Source organism: Armatimonas sp. (assembly GCF_043757465.1).
GTDB lineage: Bacteria > Armatimonadota > Armatimonadia > Armatimonadales > Armatimonadaceae > Armatimonas.
In genome coordinates, this window is sequence record NZ_JAYVPL010000106.1 from 31,671 (window position 1) to 57,016 (window position 25,346).

32 protein-coding genes are annotated in these 25,346 nt (G+C 57.0%); 6 read left to right on the top strand and 26 right to left on the bottom strand.

The window, feature by feature from the left end; translation table 11 throughout:
• Positions 1-53: 53 nt before the first annotated feature.
• The 15 genes from ACH2ED_RS14020 to ACH2ED_RS14090 form a co-directional block, all read right to left on the bottom strand.
• Complete coding sequence (locus ACH2ED_RS14020) at positions 54-1,025, bottom strand: UTP--glucose-1-phosphate uridylyltransferase (protein WP_395092176.1); 972 nt, start codon at positions 1,023-1,025, stop codon at positions 54-56.
• On the bottom strand, positions 1,009-2,058 hold the full coding sequence (locus ACH2ED_RS14025) for an inositol monophosphatase (protein ID WP_395092179.1): 1,050 nt from the start codon (positions 2,056-2,058) through the stop codon (positions 1,009-1,011). The genes ACH2ED_RS14020 and ACH2ED_RS14025 overlap by 17 nt, the downstream gene beginning before the upstream one ends.
• Positions 2,059-2,184: 126 nt before the next feature.
• A complete protein-coding gene (locus ACH2ED_RS14030; protein ID WP_395092181.1) occupies positions 2,185-2,331 on the bottom strand; it encodes a hypothetical protein in 147 nt (48 codons plus the stop codon).
• A gap of 51 nt (positions 2,332-2,382) precedes the next feature.
• Positions 2,383-2,538, bottom strand: coding sequence for a hypothetical protein (locus tag ACH2ED_RS14035; RefSeq protein ID WP_395092184.1), 156 nt, complete (start codon positions 2,536-2,538; stop codon positions 2,383-2,385).
• Positions 2,535-2,954: a type II toxin-antitoxin system VapC family toxin gene (locus tag ACH2ED_RS14040; protein WP_395092186.1), complete on the bottom strand. Its 420-nt coding sequence runs from the start codon at positions 2,952-2,954 to the stop codon at positions 2,535-2,537. The genes ACH2ED_RS14035 and ACH2ED_RS14040 overlap by 4 nt, the downstream gene beginning before the upstream one ends.
• A 58-nt stretch (positions 2,955-3,012) precedes the next feature.
• A complete protein-coding gene (locus ACH2ED_RS14045; RefSeq protein WP_395092188.1) occupies positions 3,013-3,228 on the bottom strand; it encodes a hypothetical protein in 216 nt (71 codons plus the stop codon).
• 151 nt (positions 3,229-3,379) lie between these two features.
• Positions 3,380-3,709 carry a clan AA aspartic protease gene (locus ACH2ED_RS14050; protein ID WP_395092190.1) on the bottom strand — a complete coding sequence of 110 codons (330 nt, stop codon included), beginning with the start codon at positions 3,707-3,709 and terminating at the stop codon, positions 3,380-3,382.
• A 32-nt stretch (positions 3,710-3,741) separates the two neighbouring features.
• The gene (locus ACH2ED_RS14055; RefSeq protein WP_395092192.1) at positions 3,742-4,014 is read right to left on the bottom strand and encodes a hypothetical protein; all 273 of its coding nucleotides are present in this window, start codon (positions 4,012-4,014) and stop codon (positions 3,742-3,744) included.
• Positions 4,015-4,073: 59 nt separating this feature from the next.
• On the bottom strand, positions 4,074-4,490 hold the full coding sequence (locus ACH2ED_RS14060) for a hypothetical protein (RefSeq protein ID WP_395092195.1): 417 nt from the start codon (positions 4,488-4,490) through the stop codon (positions 4,074-4,076).
• Positions 4,491-4,500: 10 nt separating this feature from the next.
• Positions 4,501-4,983 carry a Panacea domain-containing protein gene (locus ACH2ED_RS14065; RefSeq protein ID WP_395092198.1) on the bottom strand — a complete coding sequence of 161 codons (483 nt, stop codon included), beginning with the start codon at positions 4,981-4,983 and terminating at the stop codon, positions 4,501-4,503.
• 119 nt (positions 4,984-5,102) lie between these two features.
• Positions 5,103-5,591, bottom strand: a complete 489-nt coding sequence (locus ACH2ED_RS14070) for a nucleotidyltransferase (protein ID WP_395092201.1) — start codon at positions 5,589-5,591, stop codon at positions 5,103-5,105.
• On the bottom strand, positions 5,539-5,769 hold the full coding sequence (locus tag ACH2ED_RS14075; protein ID WP_395092204.1) for a hypothetical protein: 231 nt from the start codon (positions 5,767-5,769) through the stop codon (positions 5,539-5,541). The genes ACH2ED_RS14070 and ACH2ED_RS14075 overlap by 53 nt, the downstream gene beginning before the upstream one ends.
• A 153-nt stretch (positions 5,770-5,922) precedes the next feature.
• Positions 5,923-7,383 (bottom strand): ATP-binding protein, encoded by a 1,461-nt coding sequence (locus tag ACH2ED_RS14080; RefSeq protein ID WP_395092207.1) that lies wholly within the window; start codon positions 7,381-7,383, stop codon positions 5,923-5,925.
• A 180-nt stretch (positions 7,384-7,563) separates the two neighbouring features.
• Entirely contained in the window at positions 7,564-8,205 is a 642-nt protein-coding gene (locus tag ACH2ED_RS14085) for an NYN domain-containing protein (protein ID WP_395092210.1), read from the bottom strand.
• 133 nt (positions 8,206-8,338) lie between these two features.
• The gene (locus ACH2ED_RS14090; protein ID WP_395092213.1) at positions 8,339-11,380 is read right to left on the bottom strand and encodes an Eco57I restriction-modification methylase domain-containing protein; all 3,042 of its coding nucleotides are present in this window, start codon (positions 11,378-11,380) and stop codon (positions 8,339-8,341) included.
• A gap of 81 nt (positions 11,381-11,461) precedes the next feature.
• On the opposite strand from ACH2ED_RS14090, the gene ACH2ED_RS14095 reads away from it, so the two are divergent.
• The gene (locus tag ACH2ED_RS14095) at positions 11,462-12,454 is read left to right on the top strand and encodes a Gfo/Idh/MocA family protein (protein WP_395092215.1); all 993 of its coding nucleotides are present in this window, start codon (positions 11,462-11,464) and stop codon (positions 12,452-12,454) included.
• On the opposite strand, the gene ACH2ED_RS14100 is transcribed toward ACH2ED_RS14095, so the two are convergent.
• From ACH2ED_RS14100 to ACH2ED_RS14130, 7 genes are all read right to left on the bottom strand, one after another.
• Complete coding sequence (locus tag ACH2ED_RS14100; RefSeq protein ID WP_395092218.1) at positions 12,451-12,840, bottom strand: nuclease A inhibitor family protein; 390 nt, start codon at positions 12,838-12,840, stop codon at positions 12,451-12,453. The genes ACH2ED_RS14095 and ACH2ED_RS14100 overlap by 4 nt on opposite strands.
• The gene (locus tag ACH2ED_RS14105) at positions 12,837-13,859 is read right to left on the bottom strand and encodes a DNA/RNA non-specific endonuclease (protein ID WP_395092221.1); all 1,023 of its coding nucleotides are present in this window, start codon (positions 13,857-13,859) and stop codon (positions 12,837-12,839) included. Before ACH2ED_RS14105 ends, ACH2ED_RS14100 begins: the two co-directional genes overlap by 4 nt.
• A gap of 15 nt (positions 13,860-13,874) precedes the next feature.
• A complete protein-coding gene (locus tag ACH2ED_RS14110) occupies positions 13,875-14,264 on the bottom strand; it encodes a type II toxin-antitoxin system VapC family toxin (RefSeq protein ID WP_395092224.1) in 390 nt (129 codons plus the stop codon).
• Positions 14,264-14,497 carry a DUF2281 domain-containing protein gene (locus ACH2ED_RS14115; protein WP_395092227.1) on the bottom strand — a complete coding sequence of 78 codons (234 nt, stop codon included), beginning with the start codon at positions 14,495-14,497 and terminating at the stop codon, positions 14,264-14,266. The genes ACH2ED_RS14110 and ACH2ED_RS14115 overlap by 1 nt, the downstream gene beginning before the upstream one ends.
• Positions 14,498-14,519: 22 nt before the next feature.
• Positions 14,520-15,659, bottom strand: a complete 1,140-nt coding sequence (locus ACH2ED_RS14120; protein ID WP_395092228.1) for a phosphopentomutase — start codon at positions 15,657-15,659, stop codon at positions 14,520-14,522.
• A 9-nt stretch (positions 15,660-15,668) separates the two neighbouring features.
• Complete coding sequence (locus ACH2ED_RS14125) at positions 15,669-16,772, bottom strand: hypothetical protein (protein WP_395092231.1); 1,104 nt, start codon at positions 16,770-16,772, stop codon at positions 15,669-15,671.
• A gap of 193 nt (positions 16,773-16,965) precedes the next feature.
• A complete protein-coding gene (locus ACH2ED_RS14130) occupies positions 16,966-18,027 on the bottom strand; it encodes an SPFH domain-containing protein (RefSeq protein ID WP_395092234.1) in 1,062 nt (353 codons plus the stop codon).
• Positions 18,028-18,144: 117 nt separating this feature from the next.
• On the opposite strand from ACH2ED_RS14130, the gene ACH2ED_RS14135 reads away from it, so the two are divergent.
• Entirely contained in the window at positions 18,145-18,531 is a 387-nt protein-coding gene (locus ACH2ED_RS14135; RefSeq protein ID WP_395092237.1) for a hypothetical protein, read from the top strand.
• On the opposite strand, the gene ACH2ED_RS14140 is transcribed toward ACH2ED_RS14135, so the two are convergent.
• Positions 18,528-18,941 (bottom strand): hypothetical protein, encoded by a 414-nt coding sequence (locus ACH2ED_RS14140; RefSeq protein WP_395092239.1) that lies wholly within the window; start codon positions 18,939-18,941, stop codon positions 18,528-18,530. The genes ACH2ED_RS14135 and ACH2ED_RS14140 overlap by 4 nt on opposite strands.
• A gap of 42 nt (positions 18,942-18,983) precedes the next feature.
• On the opposite strand from ACH2ED_RS14140, the gene ACH2ED_RS14145 reads away from it, so the two are divergent.
• On the top strand, positions 18,984-20,117 hold the full coding sequence (locus ACH2ED_RS14145; RefSeq protein WP_395092242.1) for a trans-sulfuration enzyme family protein: 1,134 nt from the start codon (positions 18,984-18,986) through the stop codon (positions 20,115-20,117).
• A 38-nt stretch (positions 20,118-20,155) separates the two neighbouring features.
• Here the strand turns inward: ACH2ED_RS14145 and ACH2ED_RS14150 are convergent, their stop codons facing one another.
• Positions 20,156-20,452, bottom strand: coding sequence for a cytoplasmic protein (locus ACH2ED_RS14150; protein ID WP_395092245.1), 297 nt, complete (start codon positions 20,450-20,452; stop codon positions 20,156-20,158).
• Positions 20,452-21,114 carry a DUF4258 domain-containing protein gene (locus ACH2ED_RS14155; protein ID WP_395092247.1) on the bottom strand — a complete coding sequence of 221 codons (663 nt, stop codon included), beginning with the start codon at positions 21,112-21,114 and terminating at the stop codon, positions 20,452-20,454. Before ACH2ED_RS14155 ends, ACH2ED_RS14150 begins: the two co-directional genes overlap by 1 nt.
• A gap of 74 nt (positions 21,115-21,188) precedes the next feature.
• Here ACH2ED_RS14155 and ACH2ED_RS14160 point away from each other — a divergent pair, with 74 nt between their 5' ends.
• From ACH2ED_RS14160 to ACH2ED_RS14170, 3 genes are read left to right on the top strand one after another with little or no spacing between them, the layout of a single operon-like run.
• On the top strand, positions 21,189-22,055 hold the full coding sequence (locus ACH2ED_RS14160; protein WP_395092249.1) for a 2-oxo acid dehydrogenase subunit E2: 867 nt from the start codon (positions 21,189-21,191) through the stop codon (positions 22,053-22,055).
• Positions 22,021-23,745, top strand: coding sequence for an aminotransferase class I/II-fold pyridoxal phosphate-dependent enzyme (locus ACH2ED_RS14165; protein ID WP_395092252.1), 1,725 nt, complete (start codon positions 22,021-22,023; stop codon positions 23,743-23,745). The genes ACH2ED_RS14160 and ACH2ED_RS14165 overlap by 35 nt, the downstream gene beginning before the upstream one ends.
• An 18-nt stretch (positions 23,746-23,763) precedes the next feature.
• Positions 23,764-24,168 (top strand): hypothetical protein, encoded by a 405-nt coding sequence (locus tag ACH2ED_RS14170; RefSeq protein ID WP_395092255.1) that lies wholly within the window; start codon positions 23,764-23,766, stop codon positions 24,166-24,168.
• Between the two features lie 44 nt (positions 24,169-24,212).
• Here ACH2ED_RS14170 and ACH2ED_RS14175 read toward each other — a convergent pair whose 3' ends face one another.
• Positions 24,213-25,112, bottom strand: coding sequence for a rhomboid family intramembrane serine protease (locus ACH2ED_RS14175; RefSeq protein ID WP_395092258.1), 900 nt, complete (start codon positions 25,110-25,112; stop codon positions 24,213-24,215).
• Between the last annotated feature and the right edge of the window lie 234 nt (positions 25,113-25,346).

Below are 25,346 nucleotides of genomic sequence, written 5' to 3' on the forward strand. Positions count from 1 at the left end.
CGCGCTCGCTGGCGCGAGGTGGCTACCGAGGACGGGGAGAGGCAGATCTAGGCTCAAACCTGCCCGAAAGGCTCTTTGGCTGCCGACTTGGCGACTTGCCGAAGCAGTGTCGCGAGAACTTCGGTGCGATCTATGCCGGAGAGCGCCAGCGCGGTCTGGGTCTCGATGTAGCCGAGGGGGACGCCCATGTCCAGGCGCTCGCCACTGGTCTCGACGGCGACATAGCGCTCCTGGGAACGCAGCATCTCCTGGCTGCTGGTGAGCTGGATCTCGCCCTTTTCGCGGATATTATTGTCAATATGGTGTGCGAGGCAGTCGAACAAGCTTGGCGGAAAGACGTGCATCCCGAAGAAACAAAGATAGTAGCCACGCTTTACACCAGGCGTCTGCAGGTGCTCGGCGGCGAAGTCAATCGAGGGTTTCTCCATGATCTGCTCGACATCGTAGATCGGCGGATCGCCCTGTCCGAGACGGGTGCCCTTGACCGTGCCAAAAAGATGCAGGTGATCGTCGGGAGTCTGCTGGACCGCGGAGACGGCGCACTTGGTGACGGCGTAGGTGTCCATGACTTGCTGGGCGCAGCGTTTTTTACTGTTGGAAATATAGACATGATCGCCGAGGAGCAGTAAAAACGGCTCGTCGCCCACGAAGCCTTTCGCTTGGTAGACGGCGTGACCGTAGCCCTCGGGAGTCGCCTGCTCGACATAGGTGATGCGCTCCTCGATCCGCCGCAGCGTGTCCGCCTGCGCCAGCGCCCACTCCTTGCCCTTGAAGATCTTGCGCTCATCGTCTCGGAGCCGCGAGAAGTGGTCTTTGAAGGGTTTGGCACCGCCGGGCGAGACAACGATGCAGATGTCCTCGATACCAGAGGCTAGACACTCCTCGATGATGATCTGGATGGTGGGCTTGGTCACACCGTCGCGGTCTACCAAGGGCAACATCTCTTTTTGAATCGAGCGGGTGGCTGGAAACTGCCGCGTCCCACGCCCCGCCGCCGTGATAACAGCCTTACGCACGATGCTCATTACCCGCCCCCTCTGCCCCCGCCACGCGGGGGAGTTCTTTTAAAAGCCCTTGTAGCGTGGGCTCGATTTGATCTTTCAGCACTTGGTTGGCATACCCACACCAGCTCACGGCGGCCTGAATGTCCAGCGGCGCGGAGAGCGCGGCTCCTGTCGCATCGGTTACAAAGACACCCGCCTCGCGAGCGATCAGCTCGGTACAGATATCATACGGGTGGCAGACCAGCTTGGGCGGCAGACCGAGCGCGGCAAAGAACACGGGCCGCAGGTCGGCGATAAAGCGATCGTGCCCGACCATTAACTCGTAGAGCTGACCACCTGTGCACATGTATTGGTCATCGAAGACCACGGGGTTCTCACCGTCTTCCGGGGCCACAGCCAGCATGAGCTTCTCTTCCAGTGTTGCCGTGACCCCTTTGGCCGACGGGAAGAACTTGGCAAGGCTCGCAAACCCGTGCGCGAGCGACTCGGAGCGCGACGGTCGCAGCGGGGCGCTTTTCCGCTCGCCGGTCACTAAATTTTTCGTCTCCCGGTGCGCACCCTCACCCTGCACGGCCCAGAGCTGATCGGCGAGCAAAGCACGGGTCGTGGGAAGCTCCGTCATCACCGCGACTTCGATATCGGTTAAGTTGGTCTCGCGGCCTTTATTGGGGGCAATCCCCGCCAGCGCCCACGCGGAGCGCTTGTTGTACATGATGTTGCGTGTGCCGTCAATCGGGTCTACGATGAGCAGAAACTCGGCATCGGCTTCCTCCGCGCCCTCGGGGAAGACCTGCCAGCCCGCGCCCTCGATCCCCTCAGAGATCAGCACCAGCGTGGCCTCCGTGGCCCACTCGGTGCAGAAGTGGTGGAGAACCTCATCGGCGTGCGCATCTATCTCGTAGATCGTGTCGCCGCCGCGCACATCCGCGACCCCGGAAAGCGCCTCCGTGGCGGTCTCCTCCTGGGCTTTGACATCGGCCAGAAGCCGCGTCTGCATGGCATCTTGCAGCGTCCGTAGCCGCTCCAGATAGTGCTCGGGTGATTTCTTTAACATACTTTACGTATTATGGCCGCGATTGGTATTTTTGTCCAGTTCCCTTCGGAGCTCTATCCAGCAGACGAGCGAGGGCACCAGCGTATTGGGCAGGCCGATACCTTCTCTGGTTCCCGGTTTAATTTCCTACAACGCCGCCAGCACTCGCGGTGCATCCAGAATCGGTGTCTTGTCCCCATCGTGGAGAAGCGCCAGGTAAGGGCGGGAGAGCACCGTTCCAGACACCCAGTGCTCCCGGAGGAATCTGAGCTTCGTCGGCTTCAGAGAGTTCACCGTCGTATTTGGCGTTGAACTCTTTCAGCGTCTCCAGGTCGGTGGTCGCTTTCAGGAAAGAGGTTTCGAGGCGTCCAGGGAGAAGAACGCCGAGGCGATGGAGACATCTTTGGATTCGTCCCCGATGACTCGGAGCCGATTTTTCAGCGTGTTGTCGCCGCTGTTATCAATGATGCTGGTTTCGATGTCCTCACCAGGGAGGTTCAAGCCGCGCTCCAGTCTTCACACGGTGCTCCGATGGCCTGAAAATCTCTGAGATTGCGAGTAACGACAGTCATTCCATGTGCCATTGCTTGCGCGGCGATTCGGCAATCCTGTGCGCCAATTCGCAAAATAGCGGGGGCGAACGTCTGATACACGGCTTCCGACTCCTCCGAATACGAAAATACAGGCAGAAGAAGCAGGTTTTCTAATGTCCGAACGAATTGGTCGTGTGCTTTTGGAAGTGAGAGTGCGTTCTGGGCGCTTCTGGCACGATTTATTCCGCTCAAGTGCCCTGTGAGAATTTCCTCAGCCGCAATGGAACTCAGCCATAGGATTGATTCGTTTCGTTGAACTTTTTCCGTGACAGTAGAATCTCCTGCGATCAAAAGATTGAATATGTCGTTATCAACAAGATACATACTGTCTCAAATCGTTCCATTCCAAGCGGCTTTTCGCTCAGCAAAATTTTTTTCACTTCTATTTTCGGTCTTTCATTTGCTGTAACTCTTCTTCATTAATACGTCGTCGCGCTTCTTTCGCTTCTCGGAAGAGTTCTTCGACATAGTTCTGATATTCGGGGTCGTCTTTTCGCTCCGCGATTCTCCCCAGCGCGATCCTAAGCCGCTCTTTTTGCGCTTCCTCGGTCATTCCGTTCGTGCGTGGCGTGTTGTCTGTTTGTGTCGGTGCTGGCATGATGCTTTCCCTCTCTTACTTTATCGCCCCATTATATCTCTTTCTACAGCCCGTACAGCCTCGCCACCCGTGCGTTGATCTCCGCCTCTTCCGCCTCAACACCCTGCTCGCGCTTATCAAGACACGCCTGAACAATGGAAATAGGGGAGGATTACAGATCGTCTATGGCTAACAAACCACCTTCGACAAATTGAATCGTGATTTCTTGACCTGCCAGTAAAGAAGTTCCCAGCAGGGGACGTGTACCCATTGCCAAGACAGCAACGCGCTTTTCCTCACCATTCCAAAAGATCGTTGCAATGTGTACATCAGCCTTCACATTATTATCATCTGCTAAATTGGCGGTCATTTCTTGAAGATACGGTAGACCAAGAGCAAGTATTGACGTACTAGGAAGCGTTAATGCACCCGCAAAACCTGTATCAACCACAAATTCTATCGTAACTTCTGCTTGATGAGGCAATCGAAACGTAACGTTCACTATTGCTTGTAAATCATGTACAGAGCCGACTATCACGGAGCCGTTCTCACGAGTGTGCCACCAATCGAAAAAACGGCGTTGTAGCCAATGCGCTTGCCATAAATCGCCGCGTCAGGATGCTTTTCTTGGATGGCTAAACCGGCGATAACGAGGTCTACATCCACGACATAATTTTCTGTTTCTATATCTATAGAGACAATTTTTCCGATATTTTCAGGCGTTTCGACAAGCACACGAACCTTGGCTTCGTAGAGTGCTTCGCCTTTTTGGATAATTTCTTCGCCGCTAAATCGAGGGTGTGGCATTTGCGAGATCTCCCCTAATCAGGGTCATTTTATCGTATTCCTGGAACTAACAATTCGAATCATCCATGATTGTAAACGGTGCGGCTGTGATCCAGCCAGAGAAGCCGGAAGACGTTCGTGTCGCGGAATCCAACCATTGGTTTGACTCCAGAGAAGCGAAAGGCAATCAAGCCAATGTCTTCCGTCAGCACTAAAGGGAGCGGTGGTCGGATTGCAGATTGAGCGATTTTTTCCGTTCCGAGGCCATGACGCGGCGCTTGGTAGATTTCCTGCCAGGTCATTTGGCTCAATGCGCCAAGTTGCTGAATCAGGGTTTGCTGCTCCTCCTGCGAACAGTCGGAAATACCGAAGTTTGGCTGAAGAAACCGAAAGCAGAAAACGGGATAATCACCCGCTTGCGGAGCTTTCGCGACGGGAGGGGCGATATGCTTTCCGCGCTCCGGCTCCGGTTTTTTCAGTCGGTTCTTTGCTGACATCCTGCTGGGATCACTCGCTCTCAAGCTGCGTCTTGAAATAGCGCCGCATCGCTTCCTGGGAAATCACGATGTGCGTCGCTCCGTCGCGAAAGTGCTCCTGCCACGGCGGTTCGCCATGCGTCATCTCGCGAAGTCGCCAGGCGGAGAACTGCCCAAAGACCCGGTAGATTTCATCCAGCGTTTCTTTCTCTTCGTCGGTGTAGCGGCTGAAATCTACGGTGCCCGGTTCCGGGGAGGGCAGAGCCTCATACCCAGAGTCTTTGTACTTCTGGTAGACGGCGGGCACGACGGGGCCGTGCATCCACGCTTGAATCTCCTCAGGAAACAGCGGAATGTCGTGCAGGGCGAGGTGGACGCCCTGCGCGTAGTAGAGCAACTTCTGGAGCTTGAGGTTGGAGATTAGTTCGCTCCCTTCCTCTTCCGCCGCCGCTTTCGCGAGCAGGTAGTCCACTGTCTCAAAGCAGGATAGATTCGGTTTGATTTTCTTAGACATAGCACTTTTCCTGAGTGGGATTGTCAGTATACAGGCAAGAGACAAGGAAGGCAAACAGGCGTTCTGAACCCTTCCTAACGCCCCGTCCTCACAGCCCGTACAGCGCCGCCACCCGTGCGTTAATCTCCGCCTTCGGAGCGATCTTTTTCTGTCACTCGTAGGCGCTCCAGAGCTTCGTAGAGACGTGCGACATCCAGCAGATCTTGGGGGCGGCCTGAGGCTTCTTTCGCGGTGATGAGGTCTTGGAGCCCAATGAAGCGCACGGTCTGCCCGTCTATTTGTACTTCGTGTCGGTTACTCCATGCCTTGTCAAAAGGAACGCCTGGAATGGACATGAGCACATCTATACGCTGCGGCTCTCGTCCCATCTGGAAGAAGTAGCCTTCGCGGCTAAAGTCGGTGGCGGTGAGCTGGCGAACGGGGGCACCAAAACGCGCGAGTGCCTCGTAGACCCGCTGTGCGTTTTCCTGACTGGCCTTCACCCAAATATCCAGGTCTTTGGTGAAGCGTGGCTCCGTGTACTCAACCACGGCGTAGCCACCGATGACCAGATACTCAACCTGATATTCGTTGAAGAGACCCAACAGATCTTTGAAGTCGTCGTTCACTCTCTCGTCCTTGCCGCTTGAGGTAGTAGTTCACCAGTTCCTCAACCGCTTTGAAGCGTGCCGTTGCATCTTGTGATTGCCAGAACTCCAGATCAAACGAGCGGTCCATTTCCTCAATGCGTCCGAAACGCATCATCGTTCTCGTCCCGTTTTCATCGGTAGTGTCTTCGGTTATCATGTCCGCATTATATCTCTTTGCTACAGCCCGTACAGCGCCGCCACCCGTGCGTTAATCTCCGCCTCTTGCGCCTCAACACCCTGCCCCGCTTATCGAGGCACGCCGCTCCTCTGAGACTTGTTAAAATTAACAAGTTCATTAACAAGTTATTTGTCAAGTTACTTCCTCCCAAAAAGCATCTTCGAGAATCTCCCAGCGGCTGAAGGGATCACGCGGTGACCGCGCCTGTAGATGAACTAAATTTGCTTTTTCTAGGATACGCATATAAGATCGCGCTGTGACGGGAGAAATATCCAGCAAGACAACAATCTCACGAGGTGGCAAGACACGATTTTTTTTGAGAATACTTAGGAAACGGTAGAGTCGTTCCTCACCGAGTCGAGCCAGGAGGGGGGCTACGCGTTCTGCTTGCTTAAGATTACGGATTAAGTTTGCTCCTTTGTAGAGAAGAACACAAACGGAAGCCTCACCAACACGGAATTCAGGGGCTGGTAGGCCGGACTGGGCCATCTCTTCAAACATTCGTTGAACCCCTTCGTTGAGTTCACGGACATACCCCGTCATCTCTGCAAGGACTCGGGCAATGTGCGGATTGCGAGAGTAGCGCATCTTGCGGATGTTCTGAACGCGCACTAATCCAGGTAAACGACCTGGGCTTTCGACTTCAATCCGATCTTCAAAATCACGTATCAGGATTCCTGTGCCTTGGAGACTATAGGAGCGATGTGTGACTGCATTGACGATGGCTTCCAAGTAGGCAAAGCGTGGCAGAGTGGGAACCGAGGTAAAATTCCCTTTCTGTGTTAGCCGAATGACAGAGCCTACTTTTTCGTCCAGGAGCTTCTGTGCTTGCTCAATCAGCGTAGGGATGGTTCCTTCCAGGCGAATATCCGCAAGAACATTGGAGCGCGTTCCTGTTTCAATGGTGGTTCCTGCGTAGCGTAGGTAGCGAATGTAGGACCATATCGGTGGATCAATACCAAAGAGCAACCACCCTGCCTGAGTCATTCCCGTTCGGTTGGCATAATCCAGATAGAGTCGCCGACTTCGGGCAAGTGCCTCTGGACTACTTGCCCCTAATTGGGTAGCGTATTGCTCCAGGGCAACCCAGTCCAGTTCCGTTTTCTGACGATTCGGCACGATGTTTTCGTCGAAGGCTGCCTCGCCTTTATCGAAGAGTAGCTCTCGTTCCTCCGTGATCGAAAGGCGGCGGGTTTCATCGCCAATTCTTAGATAGCACTCCTGCTTTTTGTTACGATGAACACGCTCGCTCGCTTCCACATCAAGGATCAGCAAGCGATTGGAGTCACCTTGCCGGTCCGTACAGTCCAGAAAGTCGTGGCCATGACGCACAGGGGGATCGGTGTAATCAATTGCCGCTTGCAACAGATCGTTCACCCGTGCCGGATTGTTGTCCACGCCTTCAATCTCTCCTTGTGAGACGCCAATCGCAATCCTTCCCCCATCGGCATTCGCGAATCCGATCAGTGTATTGGCGAGAGCTATTGCCTCGATCCGAATACTTTTACGCTCAAACCACTGGTCTTCCCGGCGTTTGAGTAGCGCGTCGAGAGTGGGTGGTTCATCAAAAAACAATCTGAGTTGTGAAGACATTACGCAATTATTCCTTAAAGCCCGTACAGCGCCGCCACCCGTGCGTTAATCTCCGCCTCTTGCGAAGCGGTGCGATCTTGCCTATAATCTTTGTGGAATCGGCTCACTGCCGAACTGTCGCCTTTATGGCTGTGCGTGGCTCCTCGTGGGCATAGGGAATGGGCTTTCTAAGTTTTGCCGTTACTTCGCCCATTTCTCCCATTTTTCAGGCCGACGTAGTACATAACCATCAGCCTTTGTTACTTCCTCAGGAAACTGACTATCCCTAAGAAGGGTACGGTTGATATCAAATGTGTTTGAAGCTGCTTTTTTAAGTTCACTCGATTTTCTTTCGGGGGGAAACCACACATTGATTTCTTTTTCTGGGAATAATTTTCTGATTTTAGCAATGGGAGGAGTCAAATCACTATCTCCTGATATAAGAAGAGCTTTATCAAACCTATCAACAAATGCGTCCTCCATCATTTCAACCGCTATATTGACGTCTGTCATTTTTTCTTTAAATGTAAACGCTTCATTCGCACAAGAGTAACAATAATATGGCTCTGAAATGTATTTCCCATAAATGATCTGCGTAGGCGTTGTTTGCAGTGCTTCCAGGTAGTCATTTTGACGTTTCTGCTTACCAGGTGAACCCGTCACATGTGAAGTGAAATAGCTAACCCCTACTAACTCTGCGCCTTTTGGCATAATCTCTTGGGCGAGTTTGTAAACATTCAGCCAATAGTAACGCTGCCATCCCCTATCCTTCATTCCGAAGTACAGGTTGAAGCCATCCAGGTAGATCTTTACGCGCTGCGGTGGAAGACTTGTATCACTCACGATTTTTGCGCCCAACCCTTGACAAACCGGTATAACATGCCTATAATCGTACCATACAACCCCAGAGGATAGAATCGCTGGCCCGACGTCCTCCTGTCGCAAGACAGGGGGCGTTTCCTTTTTTGGAGCATGGTCACAGCCCGTACAGCGCCGCCACCCGTGCGTTAATCTCCGCCTCTTCCGCCTCAACACCCTGCCCACGCTTATCGAGACACGCCTGAACCAGCGCAGAAATCGCCGCCTTTTCGTCATCAGTCGCATTAGGAATAGGGATTTTTGAGACGTAGATGGAGCGAAGCTCTAAACGCCCGCCTTTTTCTTCATCCCCAAGAACTGAACAAATTGATTTTAAATATCCCCACACTGTTGAAGAATTTAGCACACCTAATAAAAACAAACTGTCAGAACCAATCAAAAATGTCTTGTCATTCGTATATGAAGATATGTTATCAATCGTAAAACGTGGCTCTTTTCCAATAACAGGATACATTATCTTGGGATGATCAAATGTATTGTAGTAAGCACAAGCTCGAAGTTCCCACCAGTAATTTCCCTGATCACGCCTTATTTTTAGCTCGCTTTCCCATTGTGAAAGATGCTTAAATACAGCCGGATAGCGCGATATATCAACGCCAATTTTAGTGACGATAAGCCATTTATCTTTTTTCTCAATGCGCCATCGGCGAATATCATCACCGACTGCGAGCGGTTTTATCAGTTCTGCGCTCTTAGAGTCAGCAGCAATCAGTTCGTCTCGCTTCTTGCCATCAATTACAAAAGCAGCATTGAAGCCTGTTAGGATGCCACGATAGATTTTGCCTTTGACGTACTCGCCGAGCGGGATTCCGGCGCGTTCCATTATCTTTAAGCGGTCGGAAACGTGTGATTCTGAGAGACTCCAGTCTTTTCCGTGAATCGCTGTAGCTGGAAGCGTGAAACCTGCCGACGTAATTACCGCTTTCACATTCGGATACGGCGCATTCAAGCTCTTGACCTGAGTGAATGTCGTAGCACCTTCGTAACTATCGCCTTTTTGGGCTACGAAGATCATCGGGAATGTCGCGGCAGTCTCGAAAACTGGCAGTTCCCCGAAGTCGGTGATGGAGCGCACTTTACACGTCGCGGCAATGGTTTCGCGCAGCTTCACGCCATAACCCGCCCGAAACCACTTGTTGGGCGTGATGAACACAAGCTGACCGCCGTCTTTCAGAAGCTCGATGGCGCGGAAGTAGAAGAAACAGTACAGATCCATTGTCCCGCCAAAACGATCCCCGTACACGCGCTTCAGAGTCGGCTTGAGGTCTTTGATAAGCTCCCCACGCACGTAGGGAGGATTGGCGAGAACGATGTCGAAGCCTTTCTGCGCTTTGGAGAACACCTCCCCGAAGTCAACGCGCCAGTCGAACGCGCCCTCCCCTCCCGGCGTTTCAGCGGCGATCTCTTTGCGGAGCGCTTCAATCTCAGCCAGCAGATCCGGCCTGTTTCCGGCGAAGTTCACATCACCGTAAGTGTGCTTCTTCTCCTCAAACTGACGAATCATCTCCGCGCGAGCGTCCACCTGAACCGGCAAGTTCTGCGGATCGGGGCACGAGACCGAGTCCCCACACTCAATCTTAAAATCCAGGTTCGGCAGAGCCACCGACGCCCCTGTGTCCGTCAGCGGGTTGCGTCCGTCCTCGACGACCAGCGAGAGCCATAAGCGTAGCCGAGCCGTGTTCACCGCGAATTGGTCAAGGTCAACGCCGTAGATGCTGTTTTGGATAATCTCCAGCTTGCGGTTGTACGCCGAGGCATCGTCCAGGCGTTTGGCATTGAACAGCGCGAGCCGGAGCGCCATCAGCTCCTGGAGCATTCCCAGAAGGTACGCGCCCGAGCCACACGCCGGGTCTACCACCGACACCGACCGGAGCGCAGACAAGACCACTTCATGGTTCGTGATCTCGCTTGCATCGTGGAGGTCTACCAGCGTTTCGATGCCCGCCCCACACGGCGTGAGATAGCCCTTCAGCGCCTCACGGCACATGAACTGCACCACCGGGCGCGGCGTGTAGTACGAGCCGGACTCGTGCCGCCCCGTCACCAGCTCCTCGAAAACCTTCCCCAGCATCTCCGGGTCAACTGCCACGTCCGCATCGTCGGGCGTAGATTCCGCAACCGTGAAGTTGTAGCAGGAGAACAGCCGCTCCATAATCTTCGTGAACGCCGCATCCTCGATAGTGAACGCCGCCCTATCGTCGTCGGTCTGCTCGAAAAGCCCGCCGTTCAGATACGGGACATCCCCGACCACGGACGGCAGCACGGGATTGTTTCGCCCCACATAGGGCTGATTCAGCGCGGCAAAAAACAAGGGCGCAAGGTGACTCAGGTAGAACGAGTCGCCGGGGCGCTTATCGCGAGCCTGGTACACCTTCCAGAGATCGCTGAGGTACTCCCGTCCGCCGTCCTCTTGGGACTTACCCGGAGCGCGAAGCCAGCCCTTCTTGCTCAGAAAGTGAAGGAACATCAGCCGGTTAAAGAACCGCTGGACGAACAGCCGCTTATCGCCGGGGGCGTTGTGGATATGGTGAGTTTCCACCTCCGTGAACACGTCGCGGTAGTCACGGAAGAACTGCTTCGTGACCTTCTCGACGCTCCATGCGTCCTGCCAGCTCTTGCGGCAAGCCTTCCAATCCACTTCCCCCAGCAGGTTCGTGGTGAGCCGTAACAAGGGCAGGTTCACGGTTCGCAGGGTGAACGTCTCCGCCACGGAATCACGGTCGTAGCCGAACACGCGGAGCTTCGGTTGACGGTTCGCGTGTTCCTCGAAATGCACGAAGCGCAGGCCCTCGGGCAGGGTGCAGACAAAAATCAGCTCGTCCAAGTCGGCGCTCTTGTAGGCGGCTTCCTCTTTGATACGCCGCCGAATCCCGCGCAGAATCTCACGCAAGTCACCGCGCCGAAAACGCTCCGTGAACTCGACCAGGAAAATAACGAAGGGATCGCCCGCCGAAAACGGGACGATCTGCGACAAGTCAGCACGAGCGGCAGCGCGTCCAACCGCCTCGTTGTCGGAATAGAGAAACGTGTCCTCCGGGTCTACCGACCAGGACAGCTTACTGCGCAGGAAGGCAAAAAGGTTCTCACGGCCATTCAGCGCGGCGAGTAGATCAGCAACAGAGCAGAGGGGTTCGGACATAGAAGTAAGGGATTATAGCAGATCCTCCTTGGCAGGAGATAGAGCCCACGTTGCCGAAGAGAGAGGACGGAGGATTAACAGATGATCCGTATTGGAATGATCGGGTGCGGCGGGATTGCGCGGCACCATCTCGGCCAGCTTGCACGCATTGAGGGCGTGAAGGTGGTCGCGCTACAGGACCCGGATGCCGAGCAGATAAAGCGCTGCCAGGCAAGCTTTCCGCAGCTCGTGGGAGAGGCGAAAGTGCTCAACACGGCGGACTGGAAGCAGCTACTCGCACTTGAGGAAGTCGACGCTGTCGAGATCTGCACGCCCCACACCCAGCACGGCCCGCAGGCACTCGATGCCATTGCGGCCAAGAAGCATGTCTTGCTGGAGAAGCCCATGGTCAGCAATGTGGCTGAGGCGCACACGCTCTTAAAGGCGCTGGAAGGCTACGAGAAAATCTTTGCACTGGCGTACCAGCGGCACTCCATGGGGCAGTTCAAGCTGATTCGTGAGAAGATCGCCAGCGGGGAGATGGGGCAAGTCACCTCGCTGAACGCGCTCCAGTCCCAGAGCTGGAAGAACGGAACCGCGGGCTCCTGGCGGCAGGTTCCCGAACTCTCCGGCGGCGGCCAGATCAACGACTCCGGCTCGCACTTAGTGGATATTTTGCTCTACACCACCGGCCTGGCGGTCGCGCAGGTAGCCGCGTTCCAGGATTTTCGAGGGACGCCCGTGGACATTGACTCCGTGCTCTCGATTCGTTTCACCAATGGTGCGCTGGGCAATGTCTCGGTCATCGGCGACACAGTTGTTGGCTGGCACGAGGATATCTCGATCTGGTGCGAAAAAGGCGCGTTCTTCTACCGCAACGGCCAACTGACCATCGTGGACGATAAAAATGTCCGGACGATCATGGATGGCAACAACCTACCAGGGACGCAGAACATTGACGAAAACTTTGTCGGAGCGATTCGTGGAGAGAATGGTATCGGTGCTCCGCCGCTCTGTGGGTTACGCACCATCGAGATGACCGAAGCTGCCTGGGAGAGCGCCAAGCTCGGGGGCGCGCCGGTAAAGATGAACTAGGTTTCCGTGAGCAGGGTACTGACCCCGGCGGTGTGGCCGTCCGGGGTCGTGCCCAGTGCGTAGGCGAGAATCTCAGGGCCTGTCCCGATGCGGAAAACCCGTGTGTTGGTGAGCGCGGCAAGCTGGGCAACTAGCGCTTGAAAGCGCACCACATCGGCCCTTGCTGCCTCATCGTGCCAGCTCTGGACGGTTGACATGGGGGCAAAGAAATCCGTGAGCGCAATTTCCTGAACCGGCGTCGCAGCATCTTTGTGGAGTTGTTTGAGCAGTGTTGCCGCTGAATCAATCGCCACGCCCTTCCAGACAAACGCCTTGAGGGGCGCATCGGACTCACTAAGAAAGAGCAGGCCCTTGGCCGCGGTTCGCAACTCCGTTAAAACACTCATCGCCGTCCTCCTGCGCCAAAGCTACCACCACTGCCACGCCGAGTACCGCGGCTAAACCCACTGGTGCTTCCTCCGAAGCTGTTGGCCCCCGCATCTTGTTTTGGCTTGAGGACACGCGCCACGGACTCATGGAGCGACTCGAAGAACGTCAGCCCTGTGGCCTGCTCCAGCTCCGCCACCGTGGTGATGTACTTATCCCAGGGCTGCTTAGAGATCGTCGAGATATTGGGCATCTGCACCGCGATCACCCGCGTGTCCGTGTCTACTCTCTCCAGGTCATTGCCGGTCTTATTGGGCAAGACCACGATAATCTTCCAGCCAAAGTCAGGAACGGCGATCTTATCACTGCCGATCGTGTTGAAATTTTTGTCGCGGAAGCCGTGGCCGCAGAGAATATAGAGTTCGTTGCCTTCCTGAGCAAGCTTTCGGCAGTACGTCTCCAGCTTCTCCCAGGGCCCCGCGTTCATGCCGTGTTGCTGTGGGGTGATGTTGGTCATGTAGAAGGCTACATCATTGTCCGCCTTGCTCGCGGTGCGGTCTTTGCTGGGGCAGTTGTGGCCACGGTCATAGCCGGAGCTGCTGTAGTCGCGTGTGGTGATCCTCGCAAAGCCATCGGGCAAGTCGGGATCGGGGACAAAGTTACCGCGCTCGGTGTCGCCGATGTCGCTCGCCACAAGATGCCAGGCCACCCAGTTGGGAAAGTGTAGCGAGTCGTTGTAGGAGAGATCGAACTGTGGGCGGCGCATCAAAAAGTGCTCTTTATTGCTCGGTGATGCCGTCGCGCCATCCGGGTTTCCCAGCACATCCATCGGCTCATCCGCCGTGGCCGAGGTGCTCTGTGGACGACTATTGCCCGTCTTAGACGGCTGACCGAGAAACCCACCCGGCTTTGAGTTCGCCGGGCGGCTGTCCGTAATAGAGGGGCGCATCGGCTGCGGCGGTGTGGCGGGTTTAGGGCAGCCCGTCAGGAAGACTCCTAGCAGGGGCAGAATTGCCAGAGAGGGCCAGAATTTTCTCATATCATCTTTCAATCTCTACCAGATTTGGTTCAGCCCCGTGTAGGCTGAGAAGTTTGTATCGGCAGAAACTAGAGGGATTGCCTCAATGAGGCTCTGTGCAATGAGCATACGATCAAAGGGGTCACGGTGATGAGTGGGAAGCTGTCCTGCTTGAAAAGCATGCTCTTGTGTGATGGGCAAAATATCTATCCGGTTGATCCGTAGCTGTGTGGGAATAAATATCTCAATAGGCTGAGCGAAGGGGAGTTTTCCAATTCCATGTTTGATGGACATCTCCCAGATACTGGCAATACTAAGATAACGATCATTTCCCAGATCCTCAATCATCCTACGAGCGGTTGGACTAAGTTGTGTATCTCCTGCGACAAACCAGAGAAAGGTATGGGTATCCAGAAGTAGTTTCACTACATATACTCCGCGAAGTCTTCCAGAGGGTCATCAAAGTCAGGTGGTATGGTTACCAGCCCCCGTGCACTACCAAAACGTGGACGGGGTTCTTGTTGCTCAGGCGTGGCTAACGAGATATTCGGCAAAGAGCGGCGAAGAAGTAGCTCGGCATAGGCATCAGGGGAGAGTCCGTTTAGGCGAGCGGCTTGAACCAAGCTCGCTTCTAGTTGTGGGGAAAGAATCAGCGTCATCGTATTGCTACCTCTGCTCCAATTATACCGCTGTGTCTTGCAGCCAGCCTAAGAGTGTTTTGCTCCACCAATCAAAGCCTGAGACATCACCGAAGTTTTTCGGCGTGGTGATGCTGGGGCCAAAGAGCAGAAGGGGCACGTACTCGCGGCTGTGGTCGGTGGAGGGCGTGGTCGGGTCGTTGCCGTGGTCCGCTGTGATCCCAACCAGGTCGCCGGGGCGTAGATGCGGCAGGAACTCGGCGGCGAGCCAGGTGTCGAAGTCTTCGAGCAGCCGCGCAAAGCCAACGGGGTCGTTGCGGTGGCCGTAGAGCATGTCGAAGTCCTCTAAGTTTGCGAAGATAAAGTCGGCTTCCGAAATCTTGACGGCTTGGGTGAGGGCGGCGCAGTGGGCCGGGTTGTTGGTGGTCAGCTCGCGGCTCTGGCCGGGCGCTTCGGGAAACAGCTCACAGGGCTTTCCGATAAAATGTACGCGCTTGCCTTGCTCCGAGAGCGTGTCGAGCGTCGTTTTGTGGGGCGGTGGTAGCGGCCAGTCCCGACGGTTCTCCGTGCGCTGGAAACTCGCTGCGGAGTTTCCCACAAAGGGCCGCGCGATCACCCGGCCTAGGGTGAGCGTTTTTCGCGCCACCTCGCAGATTTCATAGAGGCGCTCCAGCCCAAAGTAGGCGGTGTTTTCATGGGCCGCCACTTGAAAGACCGAGTCCGCCGATGTGTAGACAATCGGGTAGCCCGTGCGCAAGTGCTCCTCCCCGAGCTGACTTAGAATCTCCGTTCCTGAGGCCGGAAAGTGCCCGAGGGTCTTGACGCCAATCGCCGCTTCGTAGGCCGCGATGAGCTCTGCCGGGAAGCCCGTGGGGTAGGTGGGGAAGGCGGGATCGGTAACGATGCCCATCATCTCCCAGTGGCCGGTAACCGTGTCTTTCCCCTTGCTCTTTTCCGCCAGTCGCCCCCCGTGGCTCAGGGCATAGGGATTCCTCGCAACGCCAGCAAGCTCCGTTAAATTCCCCAGTCCCAGGCGCTCCAGAGTGGGCAAGTGCAGCCCTCCGACGGCTTTTGCCGTGTTCGCAAGTGTGTTTGAGCCCAGATCCCCGATGCCGTATTCCCCTGCATCGGGCAGCGCACCGCAGCCACAGCCATCTAGGACGATTAAAAAGAAACGACGCATTTTCTTAGGTTACATCTGCGGCTTCTGCTGGCCGTTCTGCCACCAGGCAAAGAGCGCAATGGCGGCGAGGATAAACAGCACCAGCGCGGCTATTTTCCAGAAGCTATACGGCCGCTCGCCTTGCACTTCCCCGGTGCGGGCATTGATGAGCACCTGGAAAACCTTGCCCTTGAAGCGGTAGGCCGCGATCCAGACCGGGAGCAGGACGTGCTTAAAAGTCTCGGCGGAGTAATCTGTACGGATGTTATGCACCCGCTGCTCGTCGCCGCCAATGTCCTGGAGCACATCCGAGTGGATCACACTCGACATGATCTGTTGTGCGGTCTCAAAACCGGTGCCTAGATCCACTTGGTAGCGCTGTGCCCGAAAGCCCGAGAGATAGGCGGGCTCGTAGGGGACAAGCGACTGTAGATCCCAGGGCTCGAGACTCTTGAGGCGTGCGGCGTTGACGGCGTGCGTCGCAGGAACCACGACATCATCGAAGAAGCGCGCAACCGTGCCTGAGGCGGGATACCAGCGGGTCTTTTGTGTCTGGCGCTCTTTCCAGACAATCCGCCCGTTGCTGTCCGTCTCGCTGTAGCGTTCGGTTTCCCAGTAGTGCTCCCCGCGCTCCCCCCGGTAGCGGCTCACGGTCTGGGAGTCGTAGGTCCAGTGGGGGAGATAGACCCCGACGATGCCGTCTTGACGCGCCCTGTTCTTCAGCGCATTGGGCGCAAACCAGCGCGACCCCAGCCACGTTCTGATCGCGGCCTGGGCATCTTTTTGGGGGATGGCAAAGGGCAGCACCGCCTCGGGCGCAATCAGAGGATCGGCGGCGACAGGCTGTGCGACAATCTTAGCGCTGCAAAACGGGCAGAAGCCCGCCACTTCCGGGGGCGTGAACTCGGTGACGGCGCCGCAGCTCTCGCACGCCACTTCAACGGCGTTCTCGGCCAGCCGGGCCAGCCGCATGGCATCGGGGGTGAGATAGGCACGGAAGTCATTCTCCCGAATCACACGCGCCGTGTTCTCCGTCGGCACAGAGACCTCCGTGCCGCAGTACGGGCACTTCAGCCGCCCCACTTTCGGGTCGAACTCCAGATCCGCAGCGCAGCTAGGGCAAGGATAGCGCATTACGTCCCCCTCTCGGGCATCCATCCCCCCAGCCCCCTTCCTTCCCCGTATTTCCGACTTCGTCGGCGGGAAGGAAGGGGGAGCCTGAGGAACGCAGCCGGGGTGTGTGAACCCCCTCTCGTCCCGACAAAGTCGGAAAAAGAGCGAGAGGGGGTGGTGAGGAACGAGCCGGGGGAGTGCTCTGGGTTCGTTCTCATTTCGGCAACGGGGGCGGGACATTGGCGAAGACACTCGCCAGCTCTTCGACACTTCCTGCGGCTTCCCATCCCGCCATCCCCTGCTTCCAGACCAGCGCCTCGCGGGAGATATTCTTCTGTGCGAGTGCCGCTAGATCAAAGGGACCCTCCTGCTTGCCGCCGACGCCGACAAACCAGGCGGCTTGGGGAAGGGGAGGGGGATGGGGGGCATTCATACTATTTTGGAGCTGGTTGCCCATTGCAATTCCCATGGCTAAATCCAGCGCGGGGTTGCCACCGCTGGGGTTGTTGGCGCTGGCCTCGATGGCGTTTGCTGCCTGGAACTGGGTGTAGCGGTTCATGTCGCCTAAGATGCCCATCTGGGTGCGCTTGTCGAGGGCGGCCTCCACTTCTGGCGGCAAGCTGACACTCTCAATGAGAATGTGCATCACTTCCAGGCCATACTGCGCAAAGTCCGGCTGGAGCGCGACTCGCATCGCGTCCCCGATCTGGGTGTAGTGGGCCGCGAGGTCATACACGCCGATCTCGCCCTTGCCGATCCACTCCGCAAAGTGCGTCGTCATGAACGCACGGAGCTGGTCGGCGGCATCGTCGGTCTCGAAGCTCGGGTTAGTGGAGATGAGCTGGCGCAGGAGCGTGGCGGCGTGGCCGATGCGCATCGAGTAGGTGCCAAAAGCGCGCAGGCGCACCGGGCCTAGCTCGGGATCACGGAGGGTGATGGGATGGGGCGTCCCCCACTTCATGCCGGTGAACTGGCGCGTGTTGAAGAAATAGACCTCGGCCTTAAACGGAGAATTGAACCCATGCGGCCAGGACTTGAGGGTCGTGAGAATCGGGAGGTTATTGGTGACAAGTGTGTAGGTGCCCTCCCCAAACTCATCGGCGACCTGCCCCTCATTGACAAAAACCGCCGTTTGCCCCGGGCGGACGATTAATTTTGCCCCGTTTTTAATCTCATTGCCCTGCCGCTCAAACCGAAAGGCCAGCGTGTCTTGCGTGTCGTCGAGCCACTCGATGACATCTATAAACTGACCACGAATTGCATCAAACAGTCCCATCTTGTTCTCCCTAGAGTTGGTTCACCAACTCAGACAACCTTTCCTTTTTGTTGGTTGCATGCCGTAACCATTTGAGGCATTGCGACGTTATTTCTCTCAGTCGGAGGACTACCAAAAATGACGGAATGGGATCAAACGCGCTTGCCTGACGGGACGATTCGCTTGATGTGTCGCCGCTTCTTATTTCGCCAGGAGTTTCTTGTCCGAGAAAATTATTTGGAGCGCCGTGTGGTCTTCGGACGCTGGCGGCGTGTCACTCGCGTGACGGAGGGCTGGGTCTACCTGGAAAAACGGGGACTACCCACGCAGAGAGGGCGCTACCGGGTTGCGGTACGCGGCAACGGTGGTGCAATCCTTCTGGCAGATCAGCTCAGTGGAACCTGGGAAGAGAACAAGGTTCCCGAGAGCCTTTCGCAACTGGCAGAGTTCGTCGCCAAAACCACAGAGTGGCGGCTTGACGTGCCTTACCACCTGCGTCGCGGAGGCGGGGTTGGCTGGAGCTAGACATCGGGGGGCGTGTTCTCCGGAAGAGCAGTCCGGATGCGAAATCCCACTCGGCCACGGTGCCCGATCTCGCTATTTTCCGGAGCGTGGATCGCCTTGAGGGTGAGCGCTGCCGCGCCACTGGGGACGATGGTTCGTGTCCTGCGGCCCTCGTCGTCGCGGCCATCGAAGTAGATAAAATCGGGAAGTGCGGAGCCGAAGCCGTCTATATCGAGCACTTCACCGCCCGGGGTAATAAAGAGTGCCTGCGTGGACTCGTCCTCACCTAGCTCTTTCTCGAAGGCATCGAGCAGCGTCGCAAGCCCCATCACGACCATTTCCGCCCCTGTGGCCGGGGCTTGTTCTTGCTCGTCCTCGGTTAGCTCCGGCTCACCGATAGGTGCCGCTCTTTCTTCTCTTTCTTCGTCCATGTGTTGCCATTTTACCTGGCAAGGGCTGATATACTGACCGTTATGAAATTTGAAACCCTTGCCATCCACGCCGGGCAGGGACCTGACCCGGCGTACGGGGCCGTGATGTCTCCGATCTACCAGACCTCGACGTTCGCGTTCCAGGACTACAACAAACCCGGTGAGTTTGACTATACCCGGAGCGGCAACCCGACCCGTAAGCGGCTTGAGGACTGCCTGGCAGCACTAGAGGGCGGGCAGTTTGGCTATGTCTTCGCGACTGGAATGGCGGCCTCGGCGACCCTGCTCTCGATGTTTAATGCGGGCGATCATTTGATTATCCACGACGATCTCTACGGCGGGACGTATCGGCTTCTGGTGAGTGTGCTCGCTCCCAAGGGTATTGAGGTGGAGTTTGTCAACCTGCGCGACTTAGATGCGCTGCGGGCGGCGATCAAGCCCAACACAAAAGGCATCTGGACGGAGACTCCGACTAACCCCCTGATGAACCTGCTGGATCTCTCGGCGATTGCCCAGATTGCAAAGCCGAAGGGGATTGTGACGTTCTGCGACAATACGTTTCTTTCGCCGTTTTATCAGCGGCCTTTAGAGCTGGGTATTGACATCGTGATGCACTCAACCACGAAGTACATCAATGGGCACTCCGATGTGGTGGCGGGCGCGGCGATCACCAACGACCCGGAGCTAGCCGAGAAGATCAAGATGCTCCAGAACGCGATGGGCACCGCGCAGGCACCGTTCGACTGCTTCCTGACCATGCGTGGCGTGAAAACGCTGCCCGTGCGCATGGAGCGCCACAACTCCAACGCGCTGGCAATCGCGCACTGGCTGGAGGCGCACCCGAAAGTGACACAGGTGCTACACCCCGGGCTAGAGTCGCACCCCCAGCATGAGCTCGCTCAGCGCCAGATGTCGGGCTACGGCGGGACATTTAGCTTCCGTGTCACCGATGGTGAGGTGGCGAAACATTTACTGACGCATCTCAAGATCTTCGTGCTCGCGGAGTCGCTCGGTGGGGTCGAGAGCCTGATCGAGCAACCCTGGACTATGACGCATCTGTCCATGCCTGAGGACGTTCGCCGACGGCTTACGCTCACAGAGGATCTCATCCGAATCTCCGTTGGCATCGAGCACGTGGACGATCTGATCGCGGATCTCGAAGACGCTCTTAAGTAAGCCTGGTGAGCCTTCTCATGAATCCCTGCCGGGGCCTTTCAGGCCCCGGTTTTTTCTTTTTCTTCCACAAACCAGTGCTGGTGCATCCGCTGAAGCAGCACAGGGGTGATCGCAAAGCCGGAGGCGGAGCCTAGGACCGCATCTATGCCGCAGTGGGGGCAGAGCGCCGTCTGGCCGATCCGGTTGTCGTCTTTGTCAACCCAGTGTGTCACGAACGCGGGAGGGAATGTTTTCTGACAGTGGAAGCAGCCGCAGGTCTCGCTCGCAAGGAGCTCGGCGCTGTGCTTTGTGGCGTGCGTGTGAGCACGGATATAGTCGGGCTGTAGGGTTGTCATTAGAGGGGTTGCCAGCGCTTGGAGATCGGGCCACGGATGACTGTCTTGAGGGTGCCGTCTTTGGTTAGCGCAATGTAGATTCCGTCTTTGTAGCGGATATAACTGTCGTTTTTTGGGTCGTAGAAGCGCTTGCCGCTCTCCAGAAGCTCTCTTGCCTGCGCCTCAGAGACACCGCGCTCCTGCATGCGCTCCAGGAAGTGTCGGGTCAAGATGATATTCTGTGTGCCACTGACATTCTGTGTGGCTTCCTCCTGTACTCGAGCGAGTATCAGTTCATCGTTCTTCGAATCACCAGGAGCGACCCAGCGCACTGTCCAGTGGTCAGGGAGCACCGAATCCACTATACCGATTCTTGCCAAAGCGGCTCGCTCGTTTTTGATGGTGCCAGGAGCGAACTGGAGCGTAATGCTTGCCAGGGTCTTCTGTGGCATGGGCCGAACCACGACTCGCACAAAGCCTGCCGCTTTGTAGTAGCGCTCCTGCTCCTCCCCGATATGGCGCGGCTTGCCTAGAAGCTTCTCGACTTCCTCCAGTGGCTTGCTTAAAACGGGCGCGATCTTCAGAGGAGCAGCAGGGGATTGTGCCGCACTTGGTTGTGGGCACCCCAGCCAGAAGGCAGCAAGAGCAAAAAAACAAGCGACGGTAGCAAGTAGGTCTTTCATCCTGGTGCTGTTATACCAAAATTGAGCCAAAAGCCCCACGCCGTTGCGCAAGATTATCAGTTACCATAGTCAGCATGAAACATCTCCCTCTGGGCGCGAAGCAGCGCCTCTCGACTTACCGGAAGATCTCGATTGCGAGCTGGAACCACCCGCGCGATCCTAGCACCTACTCCTGGCTCGATCTGCCCGTAGAAGCTGCCGATGCGTTTCTCAAAACCCTGCCCACCCCACGGCCCAGTCTGACCCACTATATCGCCAAGATTGTCGCGCATTGCTTAGAGGAGCACCCCGCGCTCAACCACGTGATCCGGGGTGGAAATCTCTACCGGCGCGGGCAGACCGATGTGTTTATCACCACGCTGCTCAAAGGCGAGACGGGCTACGATCTGTCCGGGTTCGTGCTGCGCAATGTCCCCCAGAAAGACCTGAACACGCTCGCCCATGAGAGCAAGATCGAGGCGGAGAAGCTCAAAGACGGCACCGATGCGGAGATGGCGCGGGTTGCGGAGCTGACCCAGAAGCTACCCGCCTGGGTCTTGCGCATCGTCATGCGCTTCCAGCACTTTTTTCACTTTACGCTCAATACCTCGCTGCGGGCTTTTGGCCTCCCCGATGATCGCTTTGGCTCGGTGATGATCTCGAATTTTGGCCCGCTCGGGCTGGAGACGGGCCTCGTGCCGCTCTCGCCGTACTGCCGCTGCCCGCTGATTATCGGGATTGGTCGGCCTCGACCTCTGCCGATTGTGCGGGACGGTGCGGTGGTGGTGGCGGAGTGTGTGAATATTAGCTTCACGTTCGACCACCGCTACGCCGACGGTGCTCATGGGGCGCAGATGATGAAAAAGCTCCAGAAAGTCTTTCTGAACCCGAACCGCTTCCCCGAAATTTTCCAGAACGAGGCTACGAATGCGACTCTCTCTAGCAACCCCGACCCAGCGTGAGGAGATCTACCGACTCCGCCACGAGATCTATGCTCTGGAGCTCGGGCAGCACGCTCCGCACACGGATGAGCGCTTGACCGATGCGCTGGATAGTCACAATGTCTATCTGGTCGCCACGGATGCCTATGAGGCGCTCCAGGGATTTGTCAGCCTGACACCGCCCACAGCGGAGCGCTACTCCCTAGATAAGTACTTCGACCGTGCGGTGCTGCCGTTCCCGGTAGACAATCAGCTCTGGGAGGTGCGATTGCTGACGGTGCTGCCTCAGAAACGAGGGGGGAGCTTGGCGATGCTATTGATGCTGGCGGCTCTACGGCATGTCGAGGCGGCGGGCGGAACCCGAATTGCAGGGATTGGGCGCGATGCGCTCAAGCCCTTCTACGAGGCAGCGGGGCTTTGTTTTCATGGGCTAAAAGCACACTCCGGCGCGGTTACCTACGAGCTCATGAGCGCGACACTTGCGGAGCTAAATGCCCGTGCCGAGACGATTCAGCCCCTCTTGACACGGCTCCTGCGCGGGTGTGACTGGGCGCTTCCCTATGCCGCCTGGCCCGCGAGTGCTCCTGCTCCTGCACCCGCGCCTTGCTACCACGGCGGGGCATTCTTCGAGGCGATTGGTGCGGATTTTACGTGTCTGGAGCGCCGCCAGGACGTGATCAACGCGGATGTTCTGGATGCCTGGTTCGACCCTGCACCCGAGGCGCTTGCTGCGCTGAGGGAGCACCTTCCCTGGCTGCTGAAAACCTCGCCACCGACACAGTGCGAGGGGCTGTTTGCGGCGATCTCGGCGGCGCGGGGAGTTCCTGAAACGAATCTGGTGGTCGGCGCGGGATCGTCGGACCTGATCTTTCGCGCGTTTACGCACTGGCTCACGCCGCACTCTCAGGTGCTCCTACCCGATCCCGCCTACGGTGAGTATGCCCATGTTCTAGCACACGTGGTCGGCTGCACGGTTGAGCGCCTGCCTCTCTCTCGTGAGAACCACTGGCAGCTTGATAGCGATTTGCTGGCGCAGAAAGTGGCATCGGGACGCTATGATCTCTGCATTTTGATCCACCCGAGCAACCCCACGGGAACGCTGACGCCACGTGCGGAGCTGGTGAGGATTGCCCAAGCGGCGCACCCCAAGACCCGGCTGTGGATAGACGAAGCCTATGTGGACTATGTCGGGGGGGAGCATTCCTTGGAGCCTCTGGTGGGGGCGCACTCCGGGCTCTATGTCTGCAAGTCTCTCTCGAAAGTCTATGCGCTCTCGGGGGCGCGTGCCGCTTATCTCGCTGGCCCCGAAGCCGAGATTGCGGTGCTGCGCCTCCGGACACCGCCCTGGGCCGTGAGCCTACCCGCCCAAGTGGCTGGCGTGCATGCTCTGGCCGCGACCGACTACTACACAAAATGCTGGGCCCAGACCCACACGCTCCGCGCCGTGCTCGCCGCACAGCTTCGACAGGCTCTTTCGGGCTGCGCGGTTGAGGAAAGTGTCGCTAACTGGCTCCTGCTCTATCTGCCCGCATCAGGCCCCCGTGCAGCACAGCTCTGCGCTGCCGCCGCCGCCCGTGGCCTCTTCCTGCGTGATCTGGCACCGACCACCACTCGGTTTGGGACGCACGCCGTTCGGATCGCCGTTAAGGACGCCGCCACGAACCAGAGGATTGTCGCGCAGCTCACCGAGATTTTCTTGAAAACAGCGTGAGTGGTAGACTAACGGTCAATGAACGACGACGACGATAGTATTGAGAGCATCTGGTACTCCACTGAGGGCGGGCGCACGTTGGGGCAGCTTGGGATGGAGAGTGGGCTGATTCAGCGCGACGAGGAGCTCGGGGATCCGCTGGAGCCCGAAGATGCCGAGGCGCGTATCACGCTGGAGCAGGGGCGCGACGAAGCGATTGAGTTCTTTGTGACGGCGCAGCTCTATGGCGGCTGGCTCTTTCTGACAGTGCGCCGCGAGACAAAGCCCGCTGCCGAGGCGATCTACGACACGCTCCGCGCCGAGCTGGAGCGCCTGGCGAGGCTCATGCCCTACGAAGGCGAGGGCCAGCGTGATGTCGTGATCCGCGCCGCTGCCGCCGCCGCCGAAGCCGCTGCTGTGGAAGCACGCTATGCAGACCACTGAGTCCACGAGGCAATCTACGGAGCGCTGGAAACGCGCCGCCTCTTTTATTTTATGCCTGGTGCGCTTTTTTTGACATAGTCCGGGTCGAGCTGTGAGGCTTTCTGGAAGTCCGCTTGGGCCTGTATTGTCTTGCCCAGCGTGGCGTAGGCGTAGCTGCGGTTCAAGTAGGCCCACGCGCTTTGTGGGTCGCGCTCAACGATACGAGAGTAGAACGTGAGTGCCTCTTGGTAGCGACCTGCGGCGTGGGCATCGTAGGCCTTGGTACTGAGCCACGCCACGGACCAGGGGCACCAGAAGAGCAGTGTGGCGGCGGCAGCGACCAGGGCGACAAGCGCGGGGAGAGTGAGATACAGGCGGTAGCGAAGGTTCAACGCACCGGCCACGGCCATTCCGAACAAGAGGCCCGCGACATGGGCTTCATTGCCAACATTCCAGATCTTAAAGGCAGTGGCAAAGACACAGGCAATGAGCCATACCAGGTAGAGCTTGATGGTCCGCTCGTCGAGAATCCGGGCAAACGCACGGTACTTATTGCGTGTCACCAGCATAAACCCAAAGACAGCATAGCCCACGCCCGAGGCACCGATCCCGGTGGTATCCGTGAGGGCAAGCTGGAACGTGGAGCTGACAAAGGCCGCGACAAGAAAAAAGCCCAGGTAGGCAAGCGAGCCTATCTCTTTTTCCAGGAGCCGTCCCAGAACCCACAGGCAGTTGATATTAAAGGCGATATGCCAGATTTCAAAATGCACAAATGCGGAGGTGATGAGTGCTCCGTAGCTCCCGCGCCAGATAGCATCCGGTGATTTTGAGCCGAACAGCGCCAGGGTCGCCTCGTTCCCGTAGTCATTTTTCAGGAGAAGCCCCAGATAAATCACGACACACGCCGCTATGGCGAGCATCGTTACCCAGGGCTTCTGGCTAAGCTTGCTGTTTGTCTTGTCCATGCTCTGCCTTTCCGCTTTATCTTCTGCTTTTCCTGCCGGTTTACCAACTACCCACGGCTATTCAGTTTTTGCCTCCCCCCGGCTTCGCCGACCCCCTCCGGCTCTGCGAAGGGGGTACAAGAGATCAAGATGGTAAAGTCAGATTCCTATTTTGTCCCCCTTCGCAGGGAGGAACGACCGAGAGCCGGAGGGGGAAGCCGAGGAACGAGGCAGGGGGAGGTTAAAACTGAATGA